Raw genomic sequence first — 22,853 nt, 5'->3', positions numbered from 1 at the left:
GCGCGAGCTCAGCGCGGCGCGTACATGGTTCGCAGCTCGTTCTCGAAACGGGCCATCAGGTTGGGCCGCTTGAGCTTGAGCGTGGGCGTGAGCATCGTGTTCTCGATGGTCCAGGGCTCCAGGCTCAGCACCACCGCGCGCGGCACCGCGTAGCGCGGGAAGCTCGCAGCCCGCTGGGCCAGGCGCTTGAGCACCGCCTCGTGGGCCACGGCACTGCGCAGGCTGGCCGGGTCCTGCCAGTCCAGCCCCAGGCTGAAGGCCAGGCGGCGCCATTCCTCCTCGTGCAGCACCACCAGCGCGCCGATGAAGGGCTTGTTCTCGCCCACCACGCAGACCTGGGCGATCAGCGGGTCCTCGCACAGCGACTGTTCCAGGTCCACCGGCGGGATCTTCTCGCCGGTGGAGGTGACGATGATGTCCTTGATGCGGCCGCGGATGTAGATGCGGCCGTCGAGGATCTCGGCCTGGTCGCCGGTGCCCAGCCAGCCGTCCGGGGTCAGCACCTTGGCGGTGTCCTCGTCGCGGTGCCAGTAGCCCTGCATCACCGACGGGCCCTTGACCTGCAGCTCGCGGTTCTCGCCGATGCGCACCATCACCCCCGGCAGCGGGCGGCCCACGCTCATCGGGTCGTTGCTGTCCAGCGTGTTGGCCGAGACGATGGGCGCGGTCTCGGTCATGCCGTAGCCCTGCACGATGGGCAGGCCCAGGCCCAGGAAGGTGCGGGCCACCGCGGCCGGCAGGGCCGCGCCGCCGCTGACCGCGACCCGGATGCGGCCGCCAAAGCGGGCCAGCACCGGCCGCGCCACCAGCAGCGAGAGGAACGGCCAGACCAGCGCGTCCCACAGGCGCGGGGCGCCGTCGGCGTCCGGCGGCAGCTCGTGGCGGGCCCGAAAGCGCCGCCAGCCCACGGCCACGGTCCAGTCCATCAGCCAGGCCTTCAGCGGCGAGGCGCTCAGCACCTCCTGCAGCCGGGCATAGACCCGCTCGTAGATGCGCGGCACCGAGACCAGCACCGTGGGCCGCTGCGTCAGCATGTCCTGCGGCAGCTCGGCCACGGAGCGGGCATAGGCCACGCAGCTGCCGCTGGCGATGGGCAGGTAGTAGCCCACCGTGCGCTCGAAGGTGTGGGACAGCGGCAGGAAGGACAGGAACAGGTCGCGCGGCGTCGGGGCGACGCATTGCAGCACGGCCATCAGGTTGGCCACCACGTTGCGGTGGCTGAGCTTGACGCCCTTGGGCCGGCCGGTGGTGCCGGAGGTGTAGACGATGGTCGCCAGGTCCTCGGGGCCGGGGCCGGGGTGGTCGCCCGCGGGCACGCCGGCGGCCAGCCAGTCGGCCAGGCCCAGCACCGGCACATGGGCCGAGGGCAGGCGTGACAGGTCTTCCGGGCTGGCCGTCGGGTCGCCGGTCACCACCACCGCCCGCAGGGCCGGCAGGATGGCGCCCGTGTGCAGGATGGCCTCCCACTGGCGGCGGGTTTCCAGCACCAGCAGCGAGGCCGCGCTGTCGGCCAGGATGTAGCCGATGCTGCCGGGGTTGTCGATCGCGTGCAGTGGCACCGGCACCCGGCCCAGCGCCATGGCCGCCTGGTCGATGCACATCGCGTTCAGCCCGTTGGGCTGCAGGATGGCCACGCGCCCCGCTTCGGGCAGGTCCATGGCGGCCAGGGCGTCGCGCCAGCGGGCCACGCGCGTGCCGGCCTCGGCCCAACTGAGTGATTGCCAGCGCCGCGTGGTCGGGTCGAAGGCGCGGTAAGCCTCGCGATCGGGCGTGCGGGCGATGCGGGCTGCCAGCAGGGCTGGCAGGGTCAGGGCATCGGTGACCGGGGAATCGTCGGGAGCACTCATAGCCCGCCGATTGTCACTGCTGGGCACGGCCCTGGGCGGGGGCGGTGCTCAGTTTTCCGGCAGCACCCAGGCGTCGTCCAGATGCACCAGCTGGCAGGCCACGCCGCCTTCCGGGCGCCGGCGGTTGCACTGGCCCAGGGCCTCGGTGGCGGCCAGCTCGACCGAACTGGCCCGGGTCTGCAGCCCGTAGGCCGCGCCACTGGGGGAGCGGGCGAAGGCCCGGTGACCTTGTTGGGGCAGGTACTCGCGCTGGAAGGCGGTCACCGCTTCGGCGCTGCCCAGCACCGATTGCAGCGTGGCCTGCGGCGTGCCGCTGTCCTGGCGGGCGGCTTCGGCCCGCTCTTCGCCGATGCGTTCGGCCCAGCGCTCGGCCATGTGCAGGCTCAGGCTCACGCCCAGGCCCAGCGCCACCACCGCGCCGATGGCCAGCCCGGCGTGGCGCTCGGGCTGCGGGTCGCCAAAATCGTTCGGGTGGTCGTCGCCTGGCACCAGCATGATCACGATGCTCAGGATGGGGCCGATGATGGGCAGGCCGAACAGCAAGGCCCACCAGCCGCTGCGGTTGAAATCGTGCATGCGCAGCGTGGTCAGGCGCCAGCTGAACACCATCACCACCAGGAAGGCCAGCACCATCAGCAGGCCGGTCGACCAGCCCGGCAGGCGCAGCAGCAGCATCAGGCACAGCGCCAGGCCGGCCCAGCAGACGAGGTTGCCGGCCAGGTAGCTCATGCGGCCCAGGCGGCCCTCGAAGCTGCGGCCGAACAGCGGCGTGGTGTCGGTCTCGAAGGTGTGCGCGGCCGGGTCGGGCGGCGGTTTCAGGCCCCGCCGGGCGCGGGCGGCGGCCACCCGTTCGGCCCGCTCGGCGGCGCGGCGTTCCTCGGCGGCGGCCTGGGCGCGCGGGATGTCGGTGGCGCAGGCCCGGCACAGGATGCGTCGGGGCTGCTTCTCGCCGCAGTTCGGGCAGGTGACCTCGTCCAGCGCCGGGTCCGGGGCCAGGCGCATTGGCGGCTCGGCCGCCAGGGGCGCTGCGGCCGGTGCGGGGGCGGCAGGCGGTGGTGCGTCGGGCTCGACCTTCAGCTCGGCGCCCAGGGCAGCGAAGCGCTGCACCCAGGCCGCGGCCTGGTCGGCCGGCAGGCCGCGCTTGAGAACCACGGGCCGGCCGGAGAACAGGGTCTCCAGCCGGGCAGGCTCCAGCTTGAGCCACTGGCCCAGGCGCTGCTTGACGGTGTCGCGATCGAAGCCTTCGCGCACGCTGCCGGCAAAAACCAGCCGAACCGGTGTCTCCATGGGAACTGCAAAAGGGGTTGAGGCGACGCGCAGGCTAGGGGCAGGCGCCGCCGCCGGCAATCCCCTGAGCGGGGGTGCCCCCGCGCGCCGGTCAGGAATCGGCCTGTTGCAGGGTGGTCAGCGCCTGGCCCACCTCGTCGGCCTGCACGCCCTCACCCAGGGCGACCGGGGCGCCGGCCAGCGCGGCCGCGCCCTCCAGCTTCAGACGCTTGACCCATTCGCCGGCCTCGCGGCCGCCCGCGAAGCCCTGGCTTTGCAGCAGCACGCGGCCGTCGTGGCTGCTCAGCTTGAAGTAGAACTGGCCGTCGGCCTCGCGGTACTGCTTGAACACCGGCAGCGCCGCCTTGGCCTTGGTCTGGGTGGTCGCCGGGGTGGCCAGGGCCTGGAAGGGCCGCAGGCCCACGGCCTGGCGCAGCCGGGCCAGCGTCGGGCCGGCCAGGGCGCGGGCGCGGGCGGCACCCTTCTGCAGAATGGCCTCGATCTCTTCCGGGTGGGCCATCAAGGCCTCGTAGCGGGCGCGCATCGGGCCGATCTGGCGGTTGATCTGTTCGAACAGCTGCTGCTTGGCCTCGCCCCAGGCCAGGCCGCCGCGCAGCGCGGCGCGGAAGGCGGCGCGCTCTTCGGCGGTCGCGAAGGCGTCATAGATGGCGACCAGCGGCGTGCCTTCGGGTTCCTTGGGCTCGCCAGGCAGCTTGCTGTCGGTGACGATGCGGGCAATCGCCTCGCGCAGCGCCTTCTCGCCGCCTTCGAACAGCGGCACGACGTTGTCGTAGCTCTTGCTCATCTTGCGGCCGTCCAGGCCGGGCAGCAGTTCCATCGTCTCGTCCACCTGGGCCTCGGGCAGCACGAAGAAGTCCTCGCCCCGGCCGAACAGGTGGTTGAAACGGGTGGCCACGTCGCGCGCCATCTCGATGTGCTGGATCTGGTCCTTGCCGACCGGCACCCGGTGGGCGTTGAACATCAGGATGTCGGCCGCCATCAGGATGGGGTAGCAGTACAGGCCCATCGTGACGCCGGCGTCCGGGTCCTCGCCGGCGGCGTTGTTGGCGTCGACCGAGGCCTTGTAGGCATGGGCCCGGTTCATCTGGCCCTTGCTGGTCACGCAGGTCAGCAGCCAGCACAGCTCGGGGATCTCGGGGATGTCGCTCTGGCGGTAGAAGACCACCCGCTCGGTGTCCAGGCCGGCGGCCAGCCAAGTCGCGGCGATCTGCAGGCGCGAGCGCTCGATGCGGTCGGGGTCGTCGCACTTGATCAGCGCGTGGTAGTCCGCCATGAAGAAGAAGCTGTCGACACCGGGCTCGCGGCTGGCCGCGATGGCCGGGCGGATGGCGCCGACGAAGTTGCCGAGGTGCAGGGTACCGGTGGTGGTGATGCCGGTGAGGACGCGCTGATGCATGGTGCGGAACGTGGATGCGGTTTGACGCATTGTCGCAAGTTGGCGTCGCCCCTGCCGGTCTGCGGGCCGTCACGTCGGCCTACACTGCCGGCTGCCTATCCGCGAGAGTGCTTTCCTTGGTCCTGCGAACCTCGTTTCGTCAACTGCTGCTGCTGGCCTTCGTGCTGATCGCCGCCGCGCTGGGTGCCGTTTCGCTCAGCGGCCTGCAGGCGCTGCAGGGCCTGATGGCCAAGAGCCGCGAGGCGGCCCAGCAGGCGGTGGCGCTGAACCTGGCCGTGAGCGGCCTGGGCGACCGCGCCACCGACATGGAACGCGCCGCCCGCCAGTACCTGGTGCTGGGCGACCCGGCGCTGCGTCAGCGCTACGACGTGGCGGTGCGCGACGCCCGCAGCGCGCTGCAGCCGCTGGCCGATTTCGAGCCCACCGCGGCACTGGCGCGCCACTGGCTGGGCGCGGCCAGCGCCATCCGCCGTCAGCTGGACAACCCCGGCCTGGCCGCGCCTGAGCGCGACCAGGCGCTGGGCCGCAGCTTCGACCAGCTGGGCGAGGGCACGCGCAAGCTCACCGTGCAGGTCCAGCGCAGCATCGCCGAGCGCAACCAGGCCGTGCAGGATGCCCTGGAGGCCCAGCGGGCCCGCCTGGTGCGACAGGTGGCGGTGGCCATCGTGGTCGTGGCGCTGGCGGCGCTGGCCTTCGGCCTGTGGCTGACCCGGCCGCTGCGCCAGCTCGGGCGCGCCATCCAGGCCCTGGGCCAGGGGCGCATGGCCGAGCCGGTCGAGATCGCCGGCCCCTCCGACCTGGCCAGCCTGGGCGAGCAGTTGGACTGGCTGCGCCTGCGCCTGCTCGAGTCCGATGCCGACAAGGACCGCTTCCTGCGGCACACCTCGCACGAGCTGAAGACCCCGCTGGCGGCACTGCGGGAAGGCACCTCGCTGCTGCAGGAGGGGGTGGGCGGGCCGCTCAGCCCGGGCCAGGCCGAGATCGTCGGCATCCTGCGCCACAACACCGCGGTGCTGCAGCAGCAGATCGAGGACCTGCTGCGCTACAACGCCGCCGCCTTCGACGCCCAGCGGCTGCAGCGTCGCCCCACCCGGCTGCGCACCCTGGTCGAGGGCGTGGTCGAGGCCCAGCGCCTGAGCGCCCAGGCCCGCCGCATCACCGTGACGGTGGACGGGGGCGAGCGGCTGGAGCTGCCGGTGGACCCGGAACGCCTGGGCATGGCCCTGGCCAACCTGATGATCAACGCGATCCGCTTCACCCCGCCGGGCGGCACGATCGGCTGGCGGATCTGGCGCGAGGGCGAGCAGGCCGCACTGGAGATCCGCGACAGCGGCCCCGGCGTGCCCGAGGCGGACCGTGAGCACATCTTCGACCCCTTCTTCCGCGGCGCCCTGCAGCCCGAGGACCAGCCCCGCGGCAGCGGCATCGGCCTGTCCATCGTGCGCGAACAGGTGGCCGCGCACGGTGGCAGCGTCACGCTGCAGCCCGGTCCCGGCGGCGCCACCTTCCGTATCCTGTTGCCCTTGGGCACCCATCATGTTTGACGCGACTTTTCCCTCTCTCCGCCGCGCCTGGGGGCTGGCGCCGGCCGGGCTGCTGATCCTGGCCGGCTGCACCCAGCTGCCGCCGCCCGAACCGACCGAGCCGGCGCCACCCGCCTCGGCCGCCAGCGCACCGGCCGCCAGTTGCGAGCCGGTGGCGGCGACGCCGACCCGTGACGACCGCGACCTGGCGGGCCGTCAGTTGCTGCACTGGCAGGAGGAACTGCGCAGCGCCGGGGGGGAACCGCTGGCGGCGCGCATCGTGCGGCTCACTGCGGCGCCGGCCACGCCGGCCCACGGCGTGGAGCTGGGCCTGGCCCTGCTGCACACCCGCAACCCCGGCGACGCCGCCCGTGCCCAGACCCTGCTGGACGGTGTGGCCCGGGCCGGCACCCCGGAGGCCGCGCCCTGGGCCGACTGGGCCCGGCTGCTGGCCGGCCGGGCGGCCGAGCAGCGCCGGCTGGAAGAGCAGGCCGACCGCCAGAACCAGCAGCTGCGCGAGAACCAGCGCCGCATTGAGCAGCTGAGCGAAAAGCTGGAGGCCCTGAAGGCCATCGAGCGTTCGCTGGTGCCGCGCCGCCCGGCGGCCGCGCCGCCCCCCTCGTCCCGTTGAACCGAGGCGCCCATGCCCCACAGCGACAAGCTCCCCATCCTGGTCGTCGACGACGATCCCGACATGCTGCGGCTGCTGTCGCTGCGCCTGAGTGCGGCAGGGCATGCCGTGACCTCGGTGGGCAGTGCCGAGGAGGCCCTGGCCCGGCTGGAGCTGAGCCGGCCCCGACTGGTGGTCAGCGACGTGCGCCTGCCGGGCATGGACGGGCTGGCGCTGTTCGACGCCATCCAGGCCCGCTATCCCGGCCTGCCGGTCATTCTGCTGACCGCCCACGGCACCATCCCCGACGCGGTGGACGCCACCATGCGCGGCGTCTTCAGCTACCTGACCAAGCCGTTTGACGGCCAGGAGCTGATGGCCGCGGTGGACCGCGCGCTGGCCGCGTCCGCCAGTGCGGCCTCGCAGGCCGACGCGGGCGAGGCCTGGCGCAGCGAGATCGTCAGCCGCTCGGCGGTGATGGACGAGGTGCTGGCCGAGGCCCGGCTGGTGGCCGCGGGCGATGCCTCGGTGCTGATCCGCGGCGAAAGCGGCAGCGGCAAGGAGCTGCTGGCCAATGCGATCCACCGTGCCAGCCGCCGGGCCAAGGGGCCGTTCGTCGCGGTCAACTGCAGTGCCATCCCCGAGGCGCTGCTGGAGTCCGAGCTGTTCGGCCACGTCAAGGGGGCCTTCACCGGTGCGGTCGCCAACCACCGCGGCCTGTTCCAGAGCGCCGACGGCGGCACGCTGTTCCTCGACGAGATCGGCGACATGCCGCCTGCGCTGCAGGTCAAGCTGCTGCGGGTGCTGCAGGAACGCCAGGTGCGGCCGGTGGGCGCCCAGCAGTCGGTGCCGGTGGATGTGCGCATCCTCTCGGCCACCCACCGCGACCTGGAGGCTGCGATGGCGGCCGGCGAGTTCCGAGAGGACCTCTATTACCGCCTCAACGTGGTCACGCTGACCCTGCCCACCCTGGCCGAGCGGCGCGAGGACATCCCGCTGCTGGCCCAGCACTTCCTGCAGCGCCTGGCCGCCAAGTACCAGAAGCGCCTGAACGGCTTTGCCCCGGACGCGCTGAGCGCGCTGACCACCGCTGCGTGGCCGGGCAATGTGCGCCAGCTGCACAACGTGGTGGAGCAGGTCTGCGCGCTGGCCACCGCGCCGCTGATCCCGCTGAGCCTGGTGCAGCGTGCGCTGCGGGTGCCCACGGTGGAGGTGCTGCCCTTTGCCGAGGCCAAGCGCCGCTTCGAGCACGACTACCTGGTGGGCCTGCTCAAGCTGACCGATGGCCAGGTGGCCGATGCCGCCCGGCTGGCCGAGCGCAACCGCACCGAGTTCTACCGCCTGCTGCAAAAGCATGGCCTGACCCCCGGTCTGTTCCGCGGGGAGTCGCCGGATGGCGACGAGGGCGGCGCCCCTGTCGCTGACGAGCGACAGGAAAAATAATCTTGTGTATCAAGTACTTGGCTGAATTGTTGCGCCGCAGCGAAAAAGCCTGTCGCTGATCGGCGACGCTTTTCCGTCGTCCCGCCGGGGCGTGGGCCTGGGCGTTTTTGCAAGTGGTTGATTGGTAAAGGCTTTTTGGCGTGGCACGGGCCTTGCCATAGAGCAGGCATGACTGTCTCTGTCCGCCGCCCTTTCGCCGCTCCCCGCGCCGCAGGCCATCCGGCCCGCCGGTTGCTGGCGCTGGCGGCGCTGGTCGCCACCCAGACCACGCTGGGGGTGGCCGCCGAGGCCCCTGAGACCCCGGCGACGCTGGTGGCCGCTGCGGCCGCCTCCACCGCTTCGACCCCGGCCGCCACGCCCAGCGCGAGCGCCGTGGCCGCCCCGTTCTTCGACCGGCTGGCGCGACGTGCCCGCGGTCTGGCGGCGCAGCCCTATGCGCCGGCGCCCAGCCGCACCCCCCAGGCGCTGAAGGACCTGAGCTACGACCAGGCCCGCGACATCCGCTTCCGCCCCGACCGCGCGGTCTGGCGCAGCCTGGGCCGGCCCTTCGAGCTGATGTTCTTCCACCTGGGCAAGTACCAGACCGAGCCGGTGCGCATGCACGAGTTGTCGCCAGATGGCGAACGCGCGCTGCCCTACCGGCCGGAGGACTTCGACTACGGCGCCAACAGCACGCTGCAGCCCGCCAACTGGGGCGACATCGGCCATGCCGGCTTCCGGGTGCACTACCCGCTCAACAACGCGGCCTACAAGGACGAGCTGATCGTCTTCCAGGGCGCCAGCTACTTCCGCGCCCTGGGTGCCGGCCAGCACTACGGCCTGTCGGCCCGCGGTCTGGCGGTCGATTCGGCCGGTGGCAACGGCCCCGAGGAGTTCCCCCGCTTCACCGACTTCTGGGTGGTGCGGCCCGATGCCGGCGCCCAGGCGCTGACCGTCTTCGCGTTGCTGGATTCGCCGCGCGTGGCTGGCGCCTACCGCTTCGACATCCAGCCCGGCCAGACCACCGCGGTGAACGTCAAGGCCCGCGTCTACCTGCGCCAGACCCCCCGGCCCATCCGCACCCTGGGCATCGCGCCGCTGACCAGCATGTTCCAGTTCGGCGAGAACCAGCCCAACCGGGACGACTTCCGCCCCGAGGTGCATGACAGCGACGGCCTGATGATCGCCAGCGGCACCGGCGAATGGCTGTGGCGTCCGCTGCAGAACCCGCGCTGGCCGCTGGTCACCTCGTTCGCGATGCCCTCGCTGCGTGGCTTTGGCCTGATGCAGCGCGACCGCAGCTTCGCCAGCTACGAAGACACCGAAGCCCGCTATGAGCAGCGCCCCTCCGCCTGGGTGACGCCGGTGGGCGACTGGGGCGCCGGCCGGGTCGAGCTGATGCAGCTGCCCACGCCCGACGAGACCAACGACAACATCGTCGCCTACTGGGTGCCAGCCCGCCTGCCCGCCGTGGGCCAGCCGCTGGACCTGGCCTGGCGCATCGACTGGCAGGGCGCCCAGCAACAGCGCCCGCCCGCGCTGTGGGTGGCCCAGACCCGCGCCGGCCGCGGCTTTGCCGCCCTGGCCGACGGCGAGCGCCAGTTCGTCATCGACTTCACCGGCGCCAAGCTGCCCGACAACGCCGCCGTCAAGGCCGTGGTCAGCAGCAACGACGCCGGCCGCATCACCGAACAGAACATCTATCGCGTGGACGCCACTGGCGCCTGGCGACTGACCCTGCGCGTGCAGACCCTGGACCCGGTTCGCCCGGTCGAGCTGCGCGCGTACCTCACCTCCGGTGCTGACACCGTGAGCGAAACATGGACTCAGATCCTTCCTCCGCAATGACCATGACCCCCACCCGCACTCCGAGCACCACCCTGTCGGGCGCCACCGCGGCGCCGGGCATGCCCGCCATCCACCGCGGCAGCATGAAGCCCCAGCCCTGGCTGGGCGTGATGCGCCGCCTGCGCGGCGAGACCGCGCCGGCCGATGCGCCCTGGCGCGAGAGCGCCGCGCGCAGCGCCGCCGCCCCCGCCGCCTGGGAAGCCGCGGCCAAGACCCGCCGCCGCTGGCTGCTGTTCTGGGTCCTGTCGGCCACGCTGCTGTCGGCTGGCCTGCTCTGGAGCATCCAGCCCGGTGCCGGCTCCAGCCTGCTGGAACTGGGTCAGGTGGCCTTGTTCACGCTGCTGTTCGCCTGGGTGGCCGCGGGTGCCATCACCGCGGTGATGGGCTTCTGGGTCACGCTCAAGGGCGACCCGCACACCCTGTCGGCGAAGGACGCCGAAGGCGTGACGCTGCCGGCCGATGCCCGCACCGCGGTCATCATGCCGATCTGCAACGAGGACGTGAGCACCGTCTTCGCCGGCCTGCGCGCCACCTGCGAATCGCTGACCGCCGTCGGCGCGCAGCGCCTGTTCGACGTCTTCGTGCTGTCGGACACCAACCGCCCGGAAGTGCGCGCCGCCGAGCTGCGCGCCTGGCAGGCCCTGCGCGAGCAGCTGGCCGCCGCCGGCAGCGACATCCGCGTGTACTACCGCTGGCGCCAACTGCGCACCCGCCGCAAGGCTGGCAACGTGGCCGACTTCTGCCGCCGCTGGGGCCGTGACTACCGCTACATGGTGGTGATGGACGCCGACAGCGTGATGAGCGGCGACACCCTGGTGACGCTGGCCCGCCTGATGGAGAAGAACCCGCGCGCCGGCATCCTGCAGACCGCCCCGCGCGCCTGCGGCCAGGCCACGCTGCACGCCCGCTCGCAACAGTTCGCCAGCCGCGTGACCGGCCGCCTGTTCACGCTGGGCATGCAGTTCTGGCAGCTGGGCGAGGCCCACTACTGGGGCCACAACGCCATCATCCGCGTCGAACCCTTCATGAAGCACTGCGGCCTGGGCACCCTGCCGGGCACCGGGGCGCTGGCCGGCGAGATCCTCTCGCACGACTTCGTCGAGGCCGCGCTGATGCGCCGCGCCGGCTATGAAGTCTGGCTGGTGGGCGACCTGGAAGGCAGCTACGAGCAACAGCCGCCGCACCTGCTGGCCGAGCTGCAACGCGACCGCCGCTGGTGCCAGGGCAACCTGCAGAACGCCCGCCTGATCGCTGAGCCGGGCCTGAAGGGCGTGCACCGCGCCATGCTGGCCACCGGCGCCATGTCCTATGTGTCGGCCCCGCTGTGGCTGGCCTATGTGGTGCTGGGTGCCGGCATCTGGATGAACAGCAACGACGACACCGTGCCGACCCTGCTGACCCACCGCAGCGTGGTCACGCTGTGGATCACCACCGGCCTGATGCTGGCCCTGCCGCGCGTGCTGGGCGTGTGGGCCGTGCTGCGCCGCGGCGAGCAGGCCGCCTTCGGCGGCACCGTGCAGCTGATCGCCAGCTCGGCGCTGGAAGCGCTGATGTCGGCCATCCAGGCCCCCATCCGCATGGCCGCGCACAGCCTGTTCGTCATCGGCGGCCTGACCGGCTGGACGCTGGAATGGAAGTCGCCCCCGCGGGAAGCCAGCGACGTGGCCTGGACCGAGGCCCTGCGCCGCTTCGGCCCGCTGACCGCCGTGGTGGCCGCCGTGCTGGTGGCCGTCTCCAGCGTGTCGCCCGCCACCACGCTGTGGCTGCTGCCCATGGGCCTGCCGCTGCTGTTCTCGGTGCCGTTCACGGTGCTGAGCAGCCAGGGCGCGCTGGGCCAGCGCCTGCGCGACGCCGGCTGGCTGACCATCCCCGAGGAAGCCCGTTCGCCCGCTGTGCTGCGCCAGGCCTGGCACTACGCCCAGCTCTACGCCAACCTGCCGGCCCTGGCCACCGCGCTGCTGTCGGACCTGCCGCGCCTGGCGGCCCTGGCCATGAAGGCCGTGGGCCCGCGCCACACCGGCCGCGGTCTGCGCGGTGAGGCCCGTCGTCAGCGCATGCTGCAACTGAGCCGCAACGCCCAGGGGGCTGCCGCCGCCGAGCAGCTGCACTTTCTGAACGAGCCGCACAGCCTGCGCCTGCTGCATGCCGCCACGGCCGGCCAGGCCATGCCGCGCTGAGCTGCGTCACCATCCTTCCAAAGGGCCCTTCGGGGCCCTTTTTTGTTGCTGTTGGTGACAAGCATGACAGCCCGTGTGGAAACTCCCCCGGATGGGTGACGAAGTGGCCCAACCGCCTTCCTAGAATCCGCGCGACCCCAGCGTGGACGGCATGTGGCCGTGTGCTGAGAGGTTCATACAACAGCCGGCCAGGGAGGGCGGCACACCATGATCAGCAGCCTGGCGAGCACCTTGGGGCTCTTCGACGATGAGCAGCGCCTGTACCGGCTCGATTCGCCCTGCGCTGCGCTGGCTGGCCTGCACGTGCAGGCCTGGGCCCTGCGCGAAGCGCTCAGCCGCCCCTGGGAGCTGCAGCTGCTGGCCGTCAGCGAAACCCCCGGCCTGGCCCTGCAGACTCTGCTGGGCCAGCCCCTCACCCTGGTCACCCGCCTGGCCGACGGCAGCGAGGCGCGCCGCACCGGCCAGGTGCTGCAGGCCGCGGCCGAAGACAGCGACGGCGGCCTCTCGCGCTACCAGTTCACCGTCCAGCCCTGGCTGGGCTTTCTGGGCCAGACCCTGCGCAGCCAGGTCTGGCAGGACACCCTGCTGACCGACCTGATCGACAGCGTGCTCAACCGCTACGCCGGATGGGCCAGCTGGCGCTGGGCCCCCTGCGTGGGCGAGCACCTGCAGGCCTCGGCCCAGGCCGGCGTGCGGCCCTACACCGTGCAGTACCGCGAGACCGATCTGGCCTTTCTGCAACGCCTCTTGGCGCGCGAAGGCCTGGCCTACCGCTTCGAGGAGGCCGATGGCGGCCAACCGGGCCCCACCGTCGTCTTCTTCGCCGACAGCACGTCCAGCCAGAGCTGCCCGGAAGACGCGGGCTCGGCCGCCTGGGGCGGCGTGCGCTTCCACCGCGACGGCGTGCAGGAAGGCCAGGACACGATCCAGGCCTTTGGCGGCCAACGCCAGCAGGCCGTGGCCGTGCTCAGCGCCACCCGTTACGACCCCGAACAGGCCCGCCTGGTGGCCGCCGAGGTGGCCACTGTCGGCAGCGTGGGCGGCGAGAACGCGCCCTGGCTGGAAACCTACGAGAGCCTGGGCGAGAGTGGCCACGGTGCCCTGCTGGCCGACAGCGGCCAGCTCCAGCGCAGCCTCACCCTGGCCCAGCAGGCCATCGAAGCCCGCCACAAGGCCTGGCTGGGCCGCTCGGTGGTGCGCAGCTTCATGGCCGGCCAGCGCTTTGCGCTGACCGACTCCCCGCTGGACGCGCTGGACGACCTGCGCCCCGAGGAAGACAAGCAGTTCCTGCTGACCGACGTCACCCACGCTGGCCTGAACAACCTGCCCAAGGACCTGGCCGAGACCCTGGCGCGCCAGTTCCAGCCCTGGGGCGGGCGGCGCCGCCACGACCCGCTGGCCGAGTTCTGGCCCGAGTGGCTGGAGCCCGCGCTGATCCGCCAGGCCCAGGCCCGCGGCTACGCCAACGCCTTTGCCGCCCTCCGCGCCCACATCCCCTGGCGGCCGCTGTGGGTGGATGAGCACGGCCAATGCCTGTACCCGCGCGCGGTGGCGCCGGGACCGCTGCTGGCCACCGTGGTGGGCCCCGACGGCAGCATCACCCCGCAGGGCGACCAGGAAGTGCACACCGACCGCCTGGGTCGGGTGCGCATCCGCTACGAGTTCCAGGGCCAGGAAGACAACGCACCGGGCACGGCGCTGGCCAGCCCCTGGGTGCGGGTGCTGCAACCGCTGGCCGGCGAAGGCCAGGGCCTGCAGTGGACCCCGCGCATCGGCCACGAGGTGCTGGTGGGCCATGTGGACGACGACCTGGAGCAGCCCATCATCCTGTGCGGCCTGTACCACGGCCGGGGTGAGGGTGGCGTGCCCGCCACGCCGGGGGGCCAAGGGGCTGAAGCCGACACCAGCAGCTTTGCCAACAGCAGCGACGCCAACCCCTCGGCCCAGAGCAACCTGACCGGCGGCCATAGCCCGGCCTGGCACGGCGCGGCCCCGGCCGAGCTCAGCCAGGGCGGCCAGCGCAACGCCGCGGCCCTGTCCGGCTACAAGAGCAAGGAATTCGGCGGCAGCGGCTACAACCAGCTCGTGTTCGACGACAGCGACGGCCAGCTGCGGGTGCAACTGGCCAGCACCCAGCACGCCAGCCAGCTCAACCTGGGTCACCTCATCCACCAGGCCGACAACCACCGCGGCAGCTTCCGCGGCACCGGCTGGGAGCTGCGCACCGACGCCTACGGCGCCGTGCGCGCCCGCCAGGGCCTGCTCATCAGCACCTTCGGCACCCAGGCCGCCGAGCCCGCGGGCGACAACGCTGCCGGCATCGCCCTGGCCCGGCAGCTGGGCACCCTGAGCCAGACCTTCAGCCAGGCCGCGGCCACCCACCAGACCGTGGCCTTCTCCGGCCAACTGGGCAGCACCCAGGCCGGGCAAAGCCAGGCCGACCCGAAGGCCGCGCCCATCCCCGCCTGGCTCACCCAGGTCAGCGGCATGGTCAGTGCCCAGGACGTGGACCAGGCCCAGGCCGACGCGGCTGGCAAGAACACCCAGACCGCCGACGACAAGCTGCCCCACAGCACTGACGCCATCGCCGCCGTCAGCGCCCGTGGCGGCCTGCTGCAAACCGCGGCGGCCGACATCGTCTACGCCGCTGGCGAGAACATCCACCAGACCAGCGCGCAGGACATCGACCAGGCCGTAGCCGGCGCCTGGCGCCTGCACACCGGCCAGGCCATCGGCATCCTGGGCGGAGCCATCCAACCCGGCAGCCAAGCCGCGGGCACCGGCGTGACCCTGATCGCCGGACAGGACCCGCTGACCATCCAGGCCCAGGCCGGCACCGCCCAGTTGGCCGCGCAAAAGCAGCTGGCCATCCAGAGCCAGAGCGCCAGCGTCAACTGGGCCGCGGCCAAGAAGATCACCCTGGCCACCGCGGGCGGGGCCAGCATCACCCTGGAGGGCGGCAACATCACCTTCGAATGCCCGGGGACCATCACGGTCAAGGCGGCCAGCAAGAGCTTCGAGGGAGGGGAGAGCGTGAGTCACACCATGCCCATCCTTCCCAAAGGCACGCTTGTCTTCAAGGCGCGTTATCCGTTTTCTCTGTAACTGTCCATTTGCGAGTCAGGACAATGCTCATCAGCCCTCCATTCCTCCCAGCACGGCAGGCCAACGAAACCGAGGACGCCTGGCTGGATCGCTGCATGCAGGGCGGGCAGCCGGGGGATGGTGCCTTTCCTCTCAGCATGAACTTGGGCTGGCATGGCGGCATGCATCTGATCGCGCCGCAGACCAATGGCCAAGCCGAAGCAGTGCGGGCGATTGCCGATGGGGCGGTCGTATTCGTGCGTACTCCCAAGCCACAGCCGGCAGGAACTCTGTCGGAGAGCGAACCCTTGGCCTATCGTGGTGGTTGGACAGACAACGGTGTGGTTGTGCTCAAGCACGAAACCGAGATTGGCGAAGGAGCCGACGCCAAGGTGGTGTTCTTCTCGATCTACATGCACCTGAGCGCCATTGACCCCGCCGTGGCACAAGGGCGAACGGTGTATCGCAAGGCGGCCTTGGGCACGGCCGGACAGATCTACGGGGCTCTTGAACGCCGCATCCATTTCGAAATCGTCTGCGACGACGCCAATCTCAAGCGTCTGGTGGGGCGGAGCAGCGGAGATTTGGACACCAGCAAGGATGGCCGGACGGACGCTGTGTATGGTCAGATTTACTTTCTATTGCCCGGGGGCACACAGTTCTTCGAGGAGAAGCCCCTGGATCACATGGTGCAGGCGCACGTTCAACCGCCCAAGCCTAACAAGAGGGCTCCGCTGCCCGCTACAAGATCCCTGCAACCGGTGCATACCAGTGTCGAGCCCTTTGTGGTGGCGTTGCGCTTTGCAGGGGGCGAAGGGGTTGCTGGCCATCGTGGCAGTGCCTATCTCGAAAGCCTGCGGCTGGATGGTTCCCGCATCGCCGAACCGCTGGAAGAGGTGGACGGCGAGTACGACATCTACAAGCGAGCCAACGAGATCAGCAAGGCCTACCCTTCGGGTGCGCGTCCCGCGCCAAGCGCCGTTTATGAATTGCTTCGCTTTGGCCGAGTGATCAACACCGACCATGAGACGCTCACGCCCTCGGATGTGCCGCATTGGCGCAAGGTCTGCTTTTCAGGAGGGCAGGGCTGGGTCAATCTCAATGCGAGGGGTGTACACAAGTACAGTGATGCCGATTTCCCCCATTGGCGCCGCTGGAGTCTGATCGATGACAGCGAAGATCAGGACAGCCGCTGCGACTCCAAAACCCTCAAGAGCTGGTTGGATATCAGCGGCGACGGCCAAGTGGATCCGATCGAGGCGGCAGTACGGCTTTCAGATGCATCGATGGTGCCAAAGTTGGCGCATGCTATCTGCAAATTTCCCACTGAGTGGGAAGCTTCAACCATCGAGCAGCGTTGGGGCTGGCTCAAGACGCAGACGGAGGAAAACTCGTCGCCCTTCACTGAAGCCGACTTTTCGCTACTAAAGGCGCATATCCAGGCGCTGGCGTTTTCCCCAGGAGGTATGGGGATGAGTGCAAGTCATTGGCGATTTCATCCAAAGGTATTTGTTTCACTATTGAGGAATTGCTCTTGGTTATGCGAGCGAGAGATGTTGCGCTGCATTCCGCTTACATTCCAAACAAACAAGACAAATAAGAATTCTCAAATAATTAAGGCATCTGTGTCAACGGCGGAGGCTAGGCGGCGGCTCTCCGAGAGAGGGAATGGTGTGATGATGCGGATGTTCTTGAAATACGGTCTTCGTAGGGGGCGGTTGGCTCATTTCTTGGCGCAGGTTTATCAGGAGACTGGAGTATTGCGGTTGACGGAGGAGATTGCATCGGGGAAGGAGTACGAGGGGCGGACGGATTTGGGAAATACTGAGAAGGGCGATGGGATTAGGTTTAAAGGACGAGGCTTGATTCAGACTACGGGTCGAAAAAACTACCAAGGTTTTTCAAACTATCATGGCCGCGGCGGGATGTCAAGTTTTATTGTTGAGCCAAATAATCGACTTATATCTGAAAATAAATACTATTCTGCGGATGCCGCTGGGCTCTATTGGGTTGGTCGCATTGTTGGCGGTGGTTTTTCGAATATATCACGCGCGGCAGATGAAGGCGTTGGGGAAACAGAGATTCGGCGTGTAACGAAAAACGTTAACGGAGCGGAGGATGCGCTGTGGACCGGTTTGGTCGCAAGGCGCTCGCACCTGAAAGTCACCGGTTATGTACTTTTAGATTCCGTCGCGTTTGATTTTTCTGAAAAGGTCAGATCGGATGTTTAGATTTATTTTTGGTTGTTTTTTATCTCTCTTTCTTTTTGGGCAGTGGCCAGCGGTGGCGCAGCCTCTTTGTTTGTCTGCGGATAATAATGGGGATGCAAAGATTAGGGTGAAGTTTGTTCTGCCGGATGAGGGGGGTAAAGGAAGTTATGTCCGGTATGAGGGGGGGGTGGCTGATATTCCCGTTGTTCGTGTAAGGGAAGTGACGTTGGGTAAGGAGGTTCCTGCTGTTGTAAAGTCAACCTATGAAGAAATTATCAATGGGAAACTGAATGGGCATTACTTTGTAATTAGTCAGGGGGCGGCCATCGGAGAAGTCCGATATCGTCGTTCTGGAAGTCGGAAAGTTTTTGTTTTTTCGGATGATCAGGGGAGCTATGAGGGCAATCGATGTTCATGGGAGAAGTGATTTTTAACTGAATGGGCGCGGCAAAAACTGACTGGAGAATTCCATGGAATGGAATGTCAGCGTGTATTGGCCAGCGAGAATTGGTAATAAGAATTTATTGCGTGTGGCCTGTACCAGGGGCGTGGCGAGGTCGGCTTGTTTGGGCGTGAGAGGAAGTCGATGCCGGCGCGAAGGAGGAGCAAAGCCTCGCCTTGCAGATGCCATCCCCAAGCAGATACGCCTGAAGCCTGGAAGTATTTGATTGTGAAAACACGGAACAAGCGGCTGATGGCCATCGCCCTGCTGTACGTCGCCGCGGCCATGCCATCAGCTGCTGCGTCGGATGCTGGCTCTCCAGCCGAGCGGACTCCCATGGCGGTGCCGGCGGTGCGCGCCGATTGGCGGGCGCTGGTCGAGCCGCTGGCCGATCATCCTGAGGTGTTGACCCAGGATTGGTCGGCCATCCGTTCCTTGCTTCCGGTCGGGTGCTTCCGGAACGCCAGCAGCAGCCAGGTGGATTGCCCACCCATGGCGGGCGTGGTGAGGATATCGGTGGTCCCAGGTCCCTTGGGCATCATCGACATCGTTTTGAAGCAGCCTGCGACCTGCGATGCGCTCTATGACATCCTCCGCCAGCGTTTTGGCAAGGGGCAGCAGGAAAAGGGCAGCACGTGCTACGCGAGATGGACCCTGGGCAAGCGTGTACAGCATGCCTATGTGAACGTGTCGCCCGGCCGTAAGGATCCTTCCTTGCTTTACCTTCAGTTCGCCATTGAGCAGGGGCCTTGAGTTGATCTGATCGCCAGGTGACTCGCCAAGGAACAAGGGGCACGCCTCCCGGCGTGCCCCTTGTCATTTCCAGCCTCCGCTGGCACGAAGAAGATCGCCCTCAGCGTGCCTTCACCAGCGTCGCTGATTCCAGATCCAAGTCCTTGGCATCCAGCGTCAGCGGCTTGTCGGCCACCGGTTTGAGGCCTTCGGCGGCCTTGGCCATGTCGCCCACCACCACCGTGCGCAGGGCCATGAGGGACCACTGCTTGGCGGCGTAGTCGCGCACCTGCACGGCGGTCACGGCCTGGATTTCGGGCACGTGGGTCTGGGCGTCGCTCAGCGGGCGGTCGCGGCCGATCAGGTCCAGCGCGACGGCGGCCAGGCCACCGGTGGTTTCCACCTGGCGGCCGTAGCCGCCCACCAGCGCAGCCTTGCGGGCTTCCAGTTCCTCGTCCGCGGGCAGTTCCTGCCCCATGCGGACGATTTCGTCGCGCATGAGCTGCACCACCTGGCCGGCGGTGGTGTTGTTGGTCTGAGTGCGGGCGCTCAGCACGCCACCCACGGGCTGGAAGTCCAGCCCGGCGCCAGCGCCGTAGCTCAGGCCGCGCTTGATGCGCACTTCCTGGTTCAGGCGGGCCGAGTAGCCGCCGCCCAGCACCGCGCCGGCCACCTGGGCCACGCGCCGGTCCGGGCTGTCGTAGGGCACGGCCGGGGCCATCACCACCACGCCGCTCTGGCCGGCGCCGGGCAGGTTGATCAGCACGGTAGTCGGGGTCTGCGGGGCGGCCGCTTCGTTGCGGGGCTGGGGCAGGGCCATGCGGTTGGGCTTCCAGCTGCCCAGGTGGCGTTGGGCCAAGGCCTTGGCCTGGGCCAGCGTCACGTCGCCGGTGATGACCAGCGTGGCCAGCTCGGGGCGCAGTTGTTGCCGGGCGAAGGCTTGCACATCGGTTCGGCCGATGCGGGCCAGGCTGGCCGGGGTCACCGCGCCGCCGTACACGCTGCCGCCCCACCAGGCGCGGCGTGCGGTCAGGCCGGCCAGCGCCATTGGGTCGGACAGGCTCAACTTCAGGCTGTCAGAGGTCTGTTGCTTCAGGCGGTCCAGTTCGCCAGCCGCCAGCGTCGGGTGCAGCAGGCTGCCCGCCATCAGCGCGGTGGCGGCGTCCAACTTGGGCTTGGCCACGGTCATGGTCAACGCGCTGCCACGCCAGTCGGTGGCCGAGTCCAGAGAGCTGCCCAGAGCCTCGGCCTGGCGGGCGATCTGGGTGGCGTCGAGCCGCTGGCCGTCCACCACCGCGCCCTTGGTGCGCAGGTCATTGGTCAGGGCGGCCAGGCCGGCGCGGCCGCTCGGGTCCGCCGCAGCGCCCAGGTGCAGGTACAGGGCGACCGAGACCAGCGGCAGGGCGTGGCGCTCGGCCACGATGACCCGCACGCCGTTGGGCAGCCGGGCCTCCTGAAAACTGGGCACCTCCAGCGCGCGCGGCGTGCCGGGCAGCGGCGGCTCGTCCACGCCCGGGGTCGCGGCCAGGGCCGCACCACCGGCCAACAGGGCCGTCAGAGAAGCGGCGGCCAGGCTGGCCCGGCGCCGCGTGAACAGGGAACGCATCATTGTTGTCGTTGAGGCCGCGCGGTTCATCCCTGGGCCTCCTGGGTGTAGGTGAGGGTGACGGCTGGCTGGCCGATCACGTACTGGCGCAGCACGCGCTGCACGTCGGCCGCGGTCACCGCCTGGAGTTGCTGCAGCTCGCGGTCCACCGCGGCCGGGTCGTTGTAATGGATCATGGCCCAGCCCAGGGCCTGGCCGCGGCCCAGCGCGGTCTGGCGCTCGTTCAGGGCCGCCGTCAGCAGTTGGGTCTTGATCTTGTCCAGCTCGGCGGCGGCAATGGGGCCGCGCGCCAGGCGCTCGATCTCGCGCACCAGTGGCAGCACCAGCGTTTGCGGCTGGCGCTGGCCCGAGGCGATGGCATAGGCGGTCAGCAGGCCGGCGTCGTTGTGCAGATCGGCCTGGAAGCCGGCCGATTGCGCCACCCGCATGCGGTAGACCAGCGCCTCGTTCAGGCGCGAGGACTCTCCGGCGCTCAGCAGGCCCTGGGCCACTTGCAGCGCCGGCGCGTCGGCAGAGGTCACCTTCGGCCCCTGCCAGATCAGCAGGGTGGCCGGCAGCGGCACGTTGGGGGCACTCAGGCTCACGCGCGCGGCCTGGGTGCGCGCCGGCTCCTGCACCTGGACGCGCGGAATGGGCGTGGCCGGGTGGGTCAGCGGGCCGAAGTACTTGTCCACCCAGCGGTTCAGTTCGGCGGGGTCGAAGTCGCCGGTGACGATCAGCACCGCGTTGTCGGGCCGGTAGTAGGTGGTGTGGAAGGCGCGCACATCGTCCAGCGAGGCGGCCTCCAGGTCCTCGATGCTGCCGATCACCGGCCGCTTGTACGGGTGCTGCAGGTAGCCGTTGGGCGCAATGGCCTCGAACAGCCGGCCGTAGGGGTTGGCCAGCACGCGCTGGCGGAATTCCTCCTCCACCACGGCGCGCTCGCTCTTGAAGTTCGCTTCGTCCACGTTCAGGGTGGACATGCGCTCGGCCTCGGCCCAGAGCAGGCGTTCCAGGTGGTGCGAGGGCACCGTCTCAAAGTAGGCGGTGGTGTCCTCGGCGGTGAAGGCGTTGTTCTCGCCGCCCACGTCCTCGGTCAGCCGGTCGAACTGTTCGGCCTTCAGGTGGGCCGTGCTCTTGAACATCAGGTGTTCAAACAGGTGGGCAAAGCCCGAGCGGCCCTGCGGGTCGTCCTTGCCGCCCACGCGGTACCACACCTGCACGCTCACGCGGCCCCCGCCCCCACCGGGCTGGGACAGCACCTGCAGGCCGTTGGCCAGGGTGCGTTGTTGCAAGGTCATCGGGGCCACCGTCAAGGTGGAAGCGGCCAGGGCCCAACCGGGCAGGCCGGCGCTGGCGGCCAGCGCGCCACCCAGCCGCAGCCAGTCGCGCCGACACATCGAGGAAGTCATCAAACACAGCTCCTGAAAGACAGGCCGGCAAGGATACAAAGTCGGCGGTGTGCACGCCCCCCACGAATGGGGGTGGGCCTCTGCTGACAGCACGCTGGCAGCAGCCCTTGCGCACCATGGCGGGCATGTTCCACACCGGCTTGCCGGTCTTCAAAGGAGTTTCCCGCCATGTCTTCAGTTCCCCAATCCGCTCTCCACTGGTTTGAAATTCCCGTGGCGGACATCGACCGCGCCCAGCGCTTCTACGAAACTCTGCTGGCCACGCCCCTGCGGCGTGAAGCCATGGGCCCGCAGACCCTGGCCGTGCTGCCCTACACCCAGCCCGGCGTGGGTGGCGCGCTGCTGGCCGGCCCGGCGGCCCAGCCTGGCGCCCAGGGCGTGGTGATCTACCTGGATGGCGGCGCCCGGCTGGAAGAGGGCCTGGCTCGCCTGGCCCAGGCCGGCGGCCAGCTCCTCACCCCTCGGGTGGACCTGCCCGACGGCATGGGCAGCTTCGTGCACTTCCAGGACAGCGAAGGCAACCGCGTGGGCCTGCACGCCGCGGGCTGAGCCATCATCGGCCCATGCGCCGTGCCGACCGCCTCTTCCGCCTGACCCAGCTGATCCGGGGCCGCCGCCGCTCCACAGCCGCCTGGCTGTCGGACCGCTTGGAGGTCTCGCTGCGCACCGTCTACCGCGACGTGGCCGACCTCCAGGCCCAGGGCGTGCCCATCGAGGGCGAGGCCGGTGTGGGCTACCGCATGGGCGCAGGTTTCGACCTGCCGCCGCTCATGTTCAGCGCCGACGAGGCCTGCGCCCTGGTGGCCGCGCTGAGGCTGTCCCAGCCGCAGATGGACCCGGCCCTGGCCGCCCAGGGCGAGCTGGCGCTGGGTCGCATCCTGTCGGTGCTGCCGTCCGGTGTGCGGGCCCAGGCCGAGGGGCTGGCCCTGTGGGTGCCAGCCGATGGCCCGGACGCTGCCACCCTGCAGCACCTGGGCCTGCTGCGCCAGGCCATCGCCGGGCGCCAGCGGGTGCAGTTCCGCTACCGCGATGCGGGCGCCCAGCCCAGCCAGCGCAGCGTGCGCCCGCTGGGCTGCTTTTTCTGGGGCCAGGTCTGGACCCTGGGCGCCTGGTGCGAGCTGCGGCAGGACTTCCGCAGCTTCCGGCTGGACCGCATCGACGCGCTCAGCGTGCAGGACAGCCGCTTCCGCCATGAGCCCGGCCGCGGCCTGGCCGACTACCTGCGCCACGCGGGCGCGCCGGCGCATGCCCTGACCAGTCGGGGGGGCTGAGCGCCGC

16 protein-coding genes are annotated in these 22,853 nt (G+C 69.6%); 11 read left to right on the top strand and 5 right to left on the bottom strand.

The features are described from left to right. Window positions 1-8: 8 nt before the first annotated feature. From KGA65_RS17240 to KGA65_RS17230, 3 genes are all read right to left on the bottom strand, one after another. Window positions 9-1,847 carry an AMP-dependent synthetase/ligase gene (locus KGA65_RS17240; RefSeq protein WP_225864357.1) on the bottom strand — a complete coding sequence of 613 codons (1,839 nt, stop codon included), beginning with the start codon at window positions 1,845-1,847 and terminating at the stop codon, window positions 9-11. A 48-nt stretch (window positions 1,848-1,895) separates the two neighbouring features. Continuing rightward, a complete protein-coding gene (locus KGA65_RS17235; protein WP_225864356.1) occupies window positions 1,896-3,134 on the bottom strand; it encodes a DUF805 domain-containing protein in 1,239 nt (412 codons plus the stop codon). Window positions 3,135-3,225: 91 nt separating this feature from the next. Beyond that, window positions 3,226-4,530, bottom strand: coding sequence for a tryptophan--tRNA ligase (locus KGA65_RS17230; protein WP_225864355.1), 1,305 nt, complete (start codon window positions 4,528-4,530; stop codon window positions 3,226-3,228). A 116-nt stretch (window positions 4,531-4,646) separates the two neighbouring features. Between KGA65_RS17230 and KGA65_RS17225 the strand changes: the two genes are divergently transcribed. The 9 genes from KGA65_RS17225 (at window position 4,647) to KGA65_RS17185 (ending at window position 18,599) form a co-directional block, all read left to right on the top strand. Further along, entirely contained in the window at window positions 4,647-6,074 is a 1,428-nt protein-coding gene (locus KGA65_RS17225; protein WP_225864354.1) for a HAMP domain-containing sensor histidine kinase, read from the top strand. Further along, window positions 6,067-6,684 carry a hypothetical protein gene (locus KGA65_RS17220; RefSeq protein WP_225864353.1) on the top strand — a complete coding sequence of 206 codons (618 nt, stop codon included), beginning with the start codon at window positions 6,067-6,069 and terminating at the stop codon, window positions 6,682-6,684. The genes KGA65_RS17225 and KGA65_RS17220 overlap by 8 nt, the downstream gene beginning before the upstream one ends. Window positions 6,685-6,696: 12 nt before the next feature. Further along, on the top strand, window positions 6,697-8,106 hold the full coding sequence (locus tag KGA65_RS17215) for a sigma 54-interacting transcriptional regulator (RefSeq protein ID WP_225864352.1): 1,410 nt from the start codon (window positions 6,697-6,699) through the stop codon (window positions 8,104-8,106). A gap of 168 nt (window positions 8,107-8,274) precedes the next feature. Then, window positions 8,275-9,933: a glucan biosynthesis protein G gene (locus tag KGA65_RS17210; RefSeq protein ID WP_225864351.1), complete on the top strand. Its 1,659-nt coding sequence runs from the start codon at window positions 8,275-8,277 to the stop codon at window positions 9,931-9,933. A 2-nt stretch (window positions 9,934-9,935) separates the two neighbouring features. Continuing rightward, window positions 9,936-12,110, top strand: coding sequence for a glucans biosynthesis glucosyltransferase MdoH (gene mdoH / locus KGA65_RS17205; protein WP_225864350.1), 2,175 nt, complete (start codon window positions 9,936-9,938; stop codon window positions 12,108-12,110). Between the two features lie 207 nt (window positions 12,111-12,317). Then, complete coding sequence (locus KGA65_RS17200; protein WP_225864349.1) at window positions 12,318-15,215, top strand: type VI secretion system Vgr family protein; 2,898 nt, start codon at window positions 12,318-12,320, stop codon at window positions 15,213-15,215. A gap of 137 nt (window positions 15,216-15,352) precedes the next feature. After that, a complete protein-coding gene (locus KGA65_RS17195; RefSeq protein ID WP_225864348.1) occupies window positions 15,353-17,425 on the top strand; it encodes a M23 family metallopeptidase in 2,073 nt (690 codons plus the stop codon). Further along, window positions 17,418-17,831, top strand: coding sequence for a hypothetical protein (locus KGA65_RS17190; RefSeq protein WP_225864347.1), 414 nt, complete (start codon window positions 17,418-17,420; stop codon window positions 17,829-17,831). The genes KGA65_RS17195 and KGA65_RS17190 overlap by 8 nt, the downstream gene beginning before the upstream one ends. A 267-nt stretch (window positions 17,832-18,098) precedes the next feature. Beyond that, entirely contained in the window at window positions 18,099-18,599 is a 501-nt protein-coding gene (locus KGA65_RS17185) for a hypothetical protein (protein ID WP_225864346.1), read from the top strand. Between the two features lie 100 nt (window positions 18,600-18,699). Here the strand turns inward: KGA65_RS17185 and KGA65_RS17180 are convergent, their stop codons facing one another. Both KGA65_RS17180 and KGA65_RS17175 read right to left on the bottom strand, forming a co-directional pair. Further along, window positions 18,700-20,184: a M16 family metallopeptidase gene (locus KGA65_RS17180; RefSeq protein WP_225864345.1), complete on the bottom strand. Its 1,485-nt coding sequence runs from the start codon at window positions 20,182-20,184 to the stop codon at window positions 18,700-18,702. A 26-nt stretch (window positions 20,185-20,210) separates the two neighbouring features. Beyond that, window positions 20,211-21,575 (bottom strand): M16 family metallopeptidase, encoded by a 1,365-nt coding sequence (locus tag KGA65_RS17175; RefSeq protein WP_225864344.1) that lies wholly within the window; start codon window positions 21,573-21,575, stop codon window positions 20,211-20,213. A 168-nt stretch (window positions 21,576-21,743) separates the two neighbouring features. Here KGA65_RS17175 and KGA65_RS17170 point away from each other — a divergent pair, with 168 nt between their 5' ends. Then, entirely contained in the window at window positions 21,744-22,124 is a 381-nt protein-coding gene (locus KGA65_RS17170) for a VOC family protein (RefSeq protein WP_225864343.1), read from the top strand. A gap of 14 nt (window positions 22,125-22,138) precedes the next feature. Further along, window positions 22,139-22,846 carry a helix-turn-helix transcriptional regulator gene (locus tag KGA65_RS17165; protein WP_225864342.1) on the top strand — a complete coding sequence of 236 codons (708 nt, stop codon included), beginning with the start codon at window positions 22,139-22,141 and terminating at the stop codon, window positions 22,844-22,846. Window positions 22,847-22,853 lie beyond the last annotated feature (7 nt).

Source organism: Ideonella benzenivorans (assembly GCF_020387415.1).
GTDB classification, from domain to species: domain Bacteria; phylum Pseudomonadota; class Gammaproteobacteria; order Burkholderiales; family Burkholderiaceae_C; genus Ideonella; species Ideonella benzenivorans.
The sequence above is the reverse complement of the archived record's forward strand: the minus strand, read 5'-3'. Positions and strand labels throughout refer to the sequence as shown.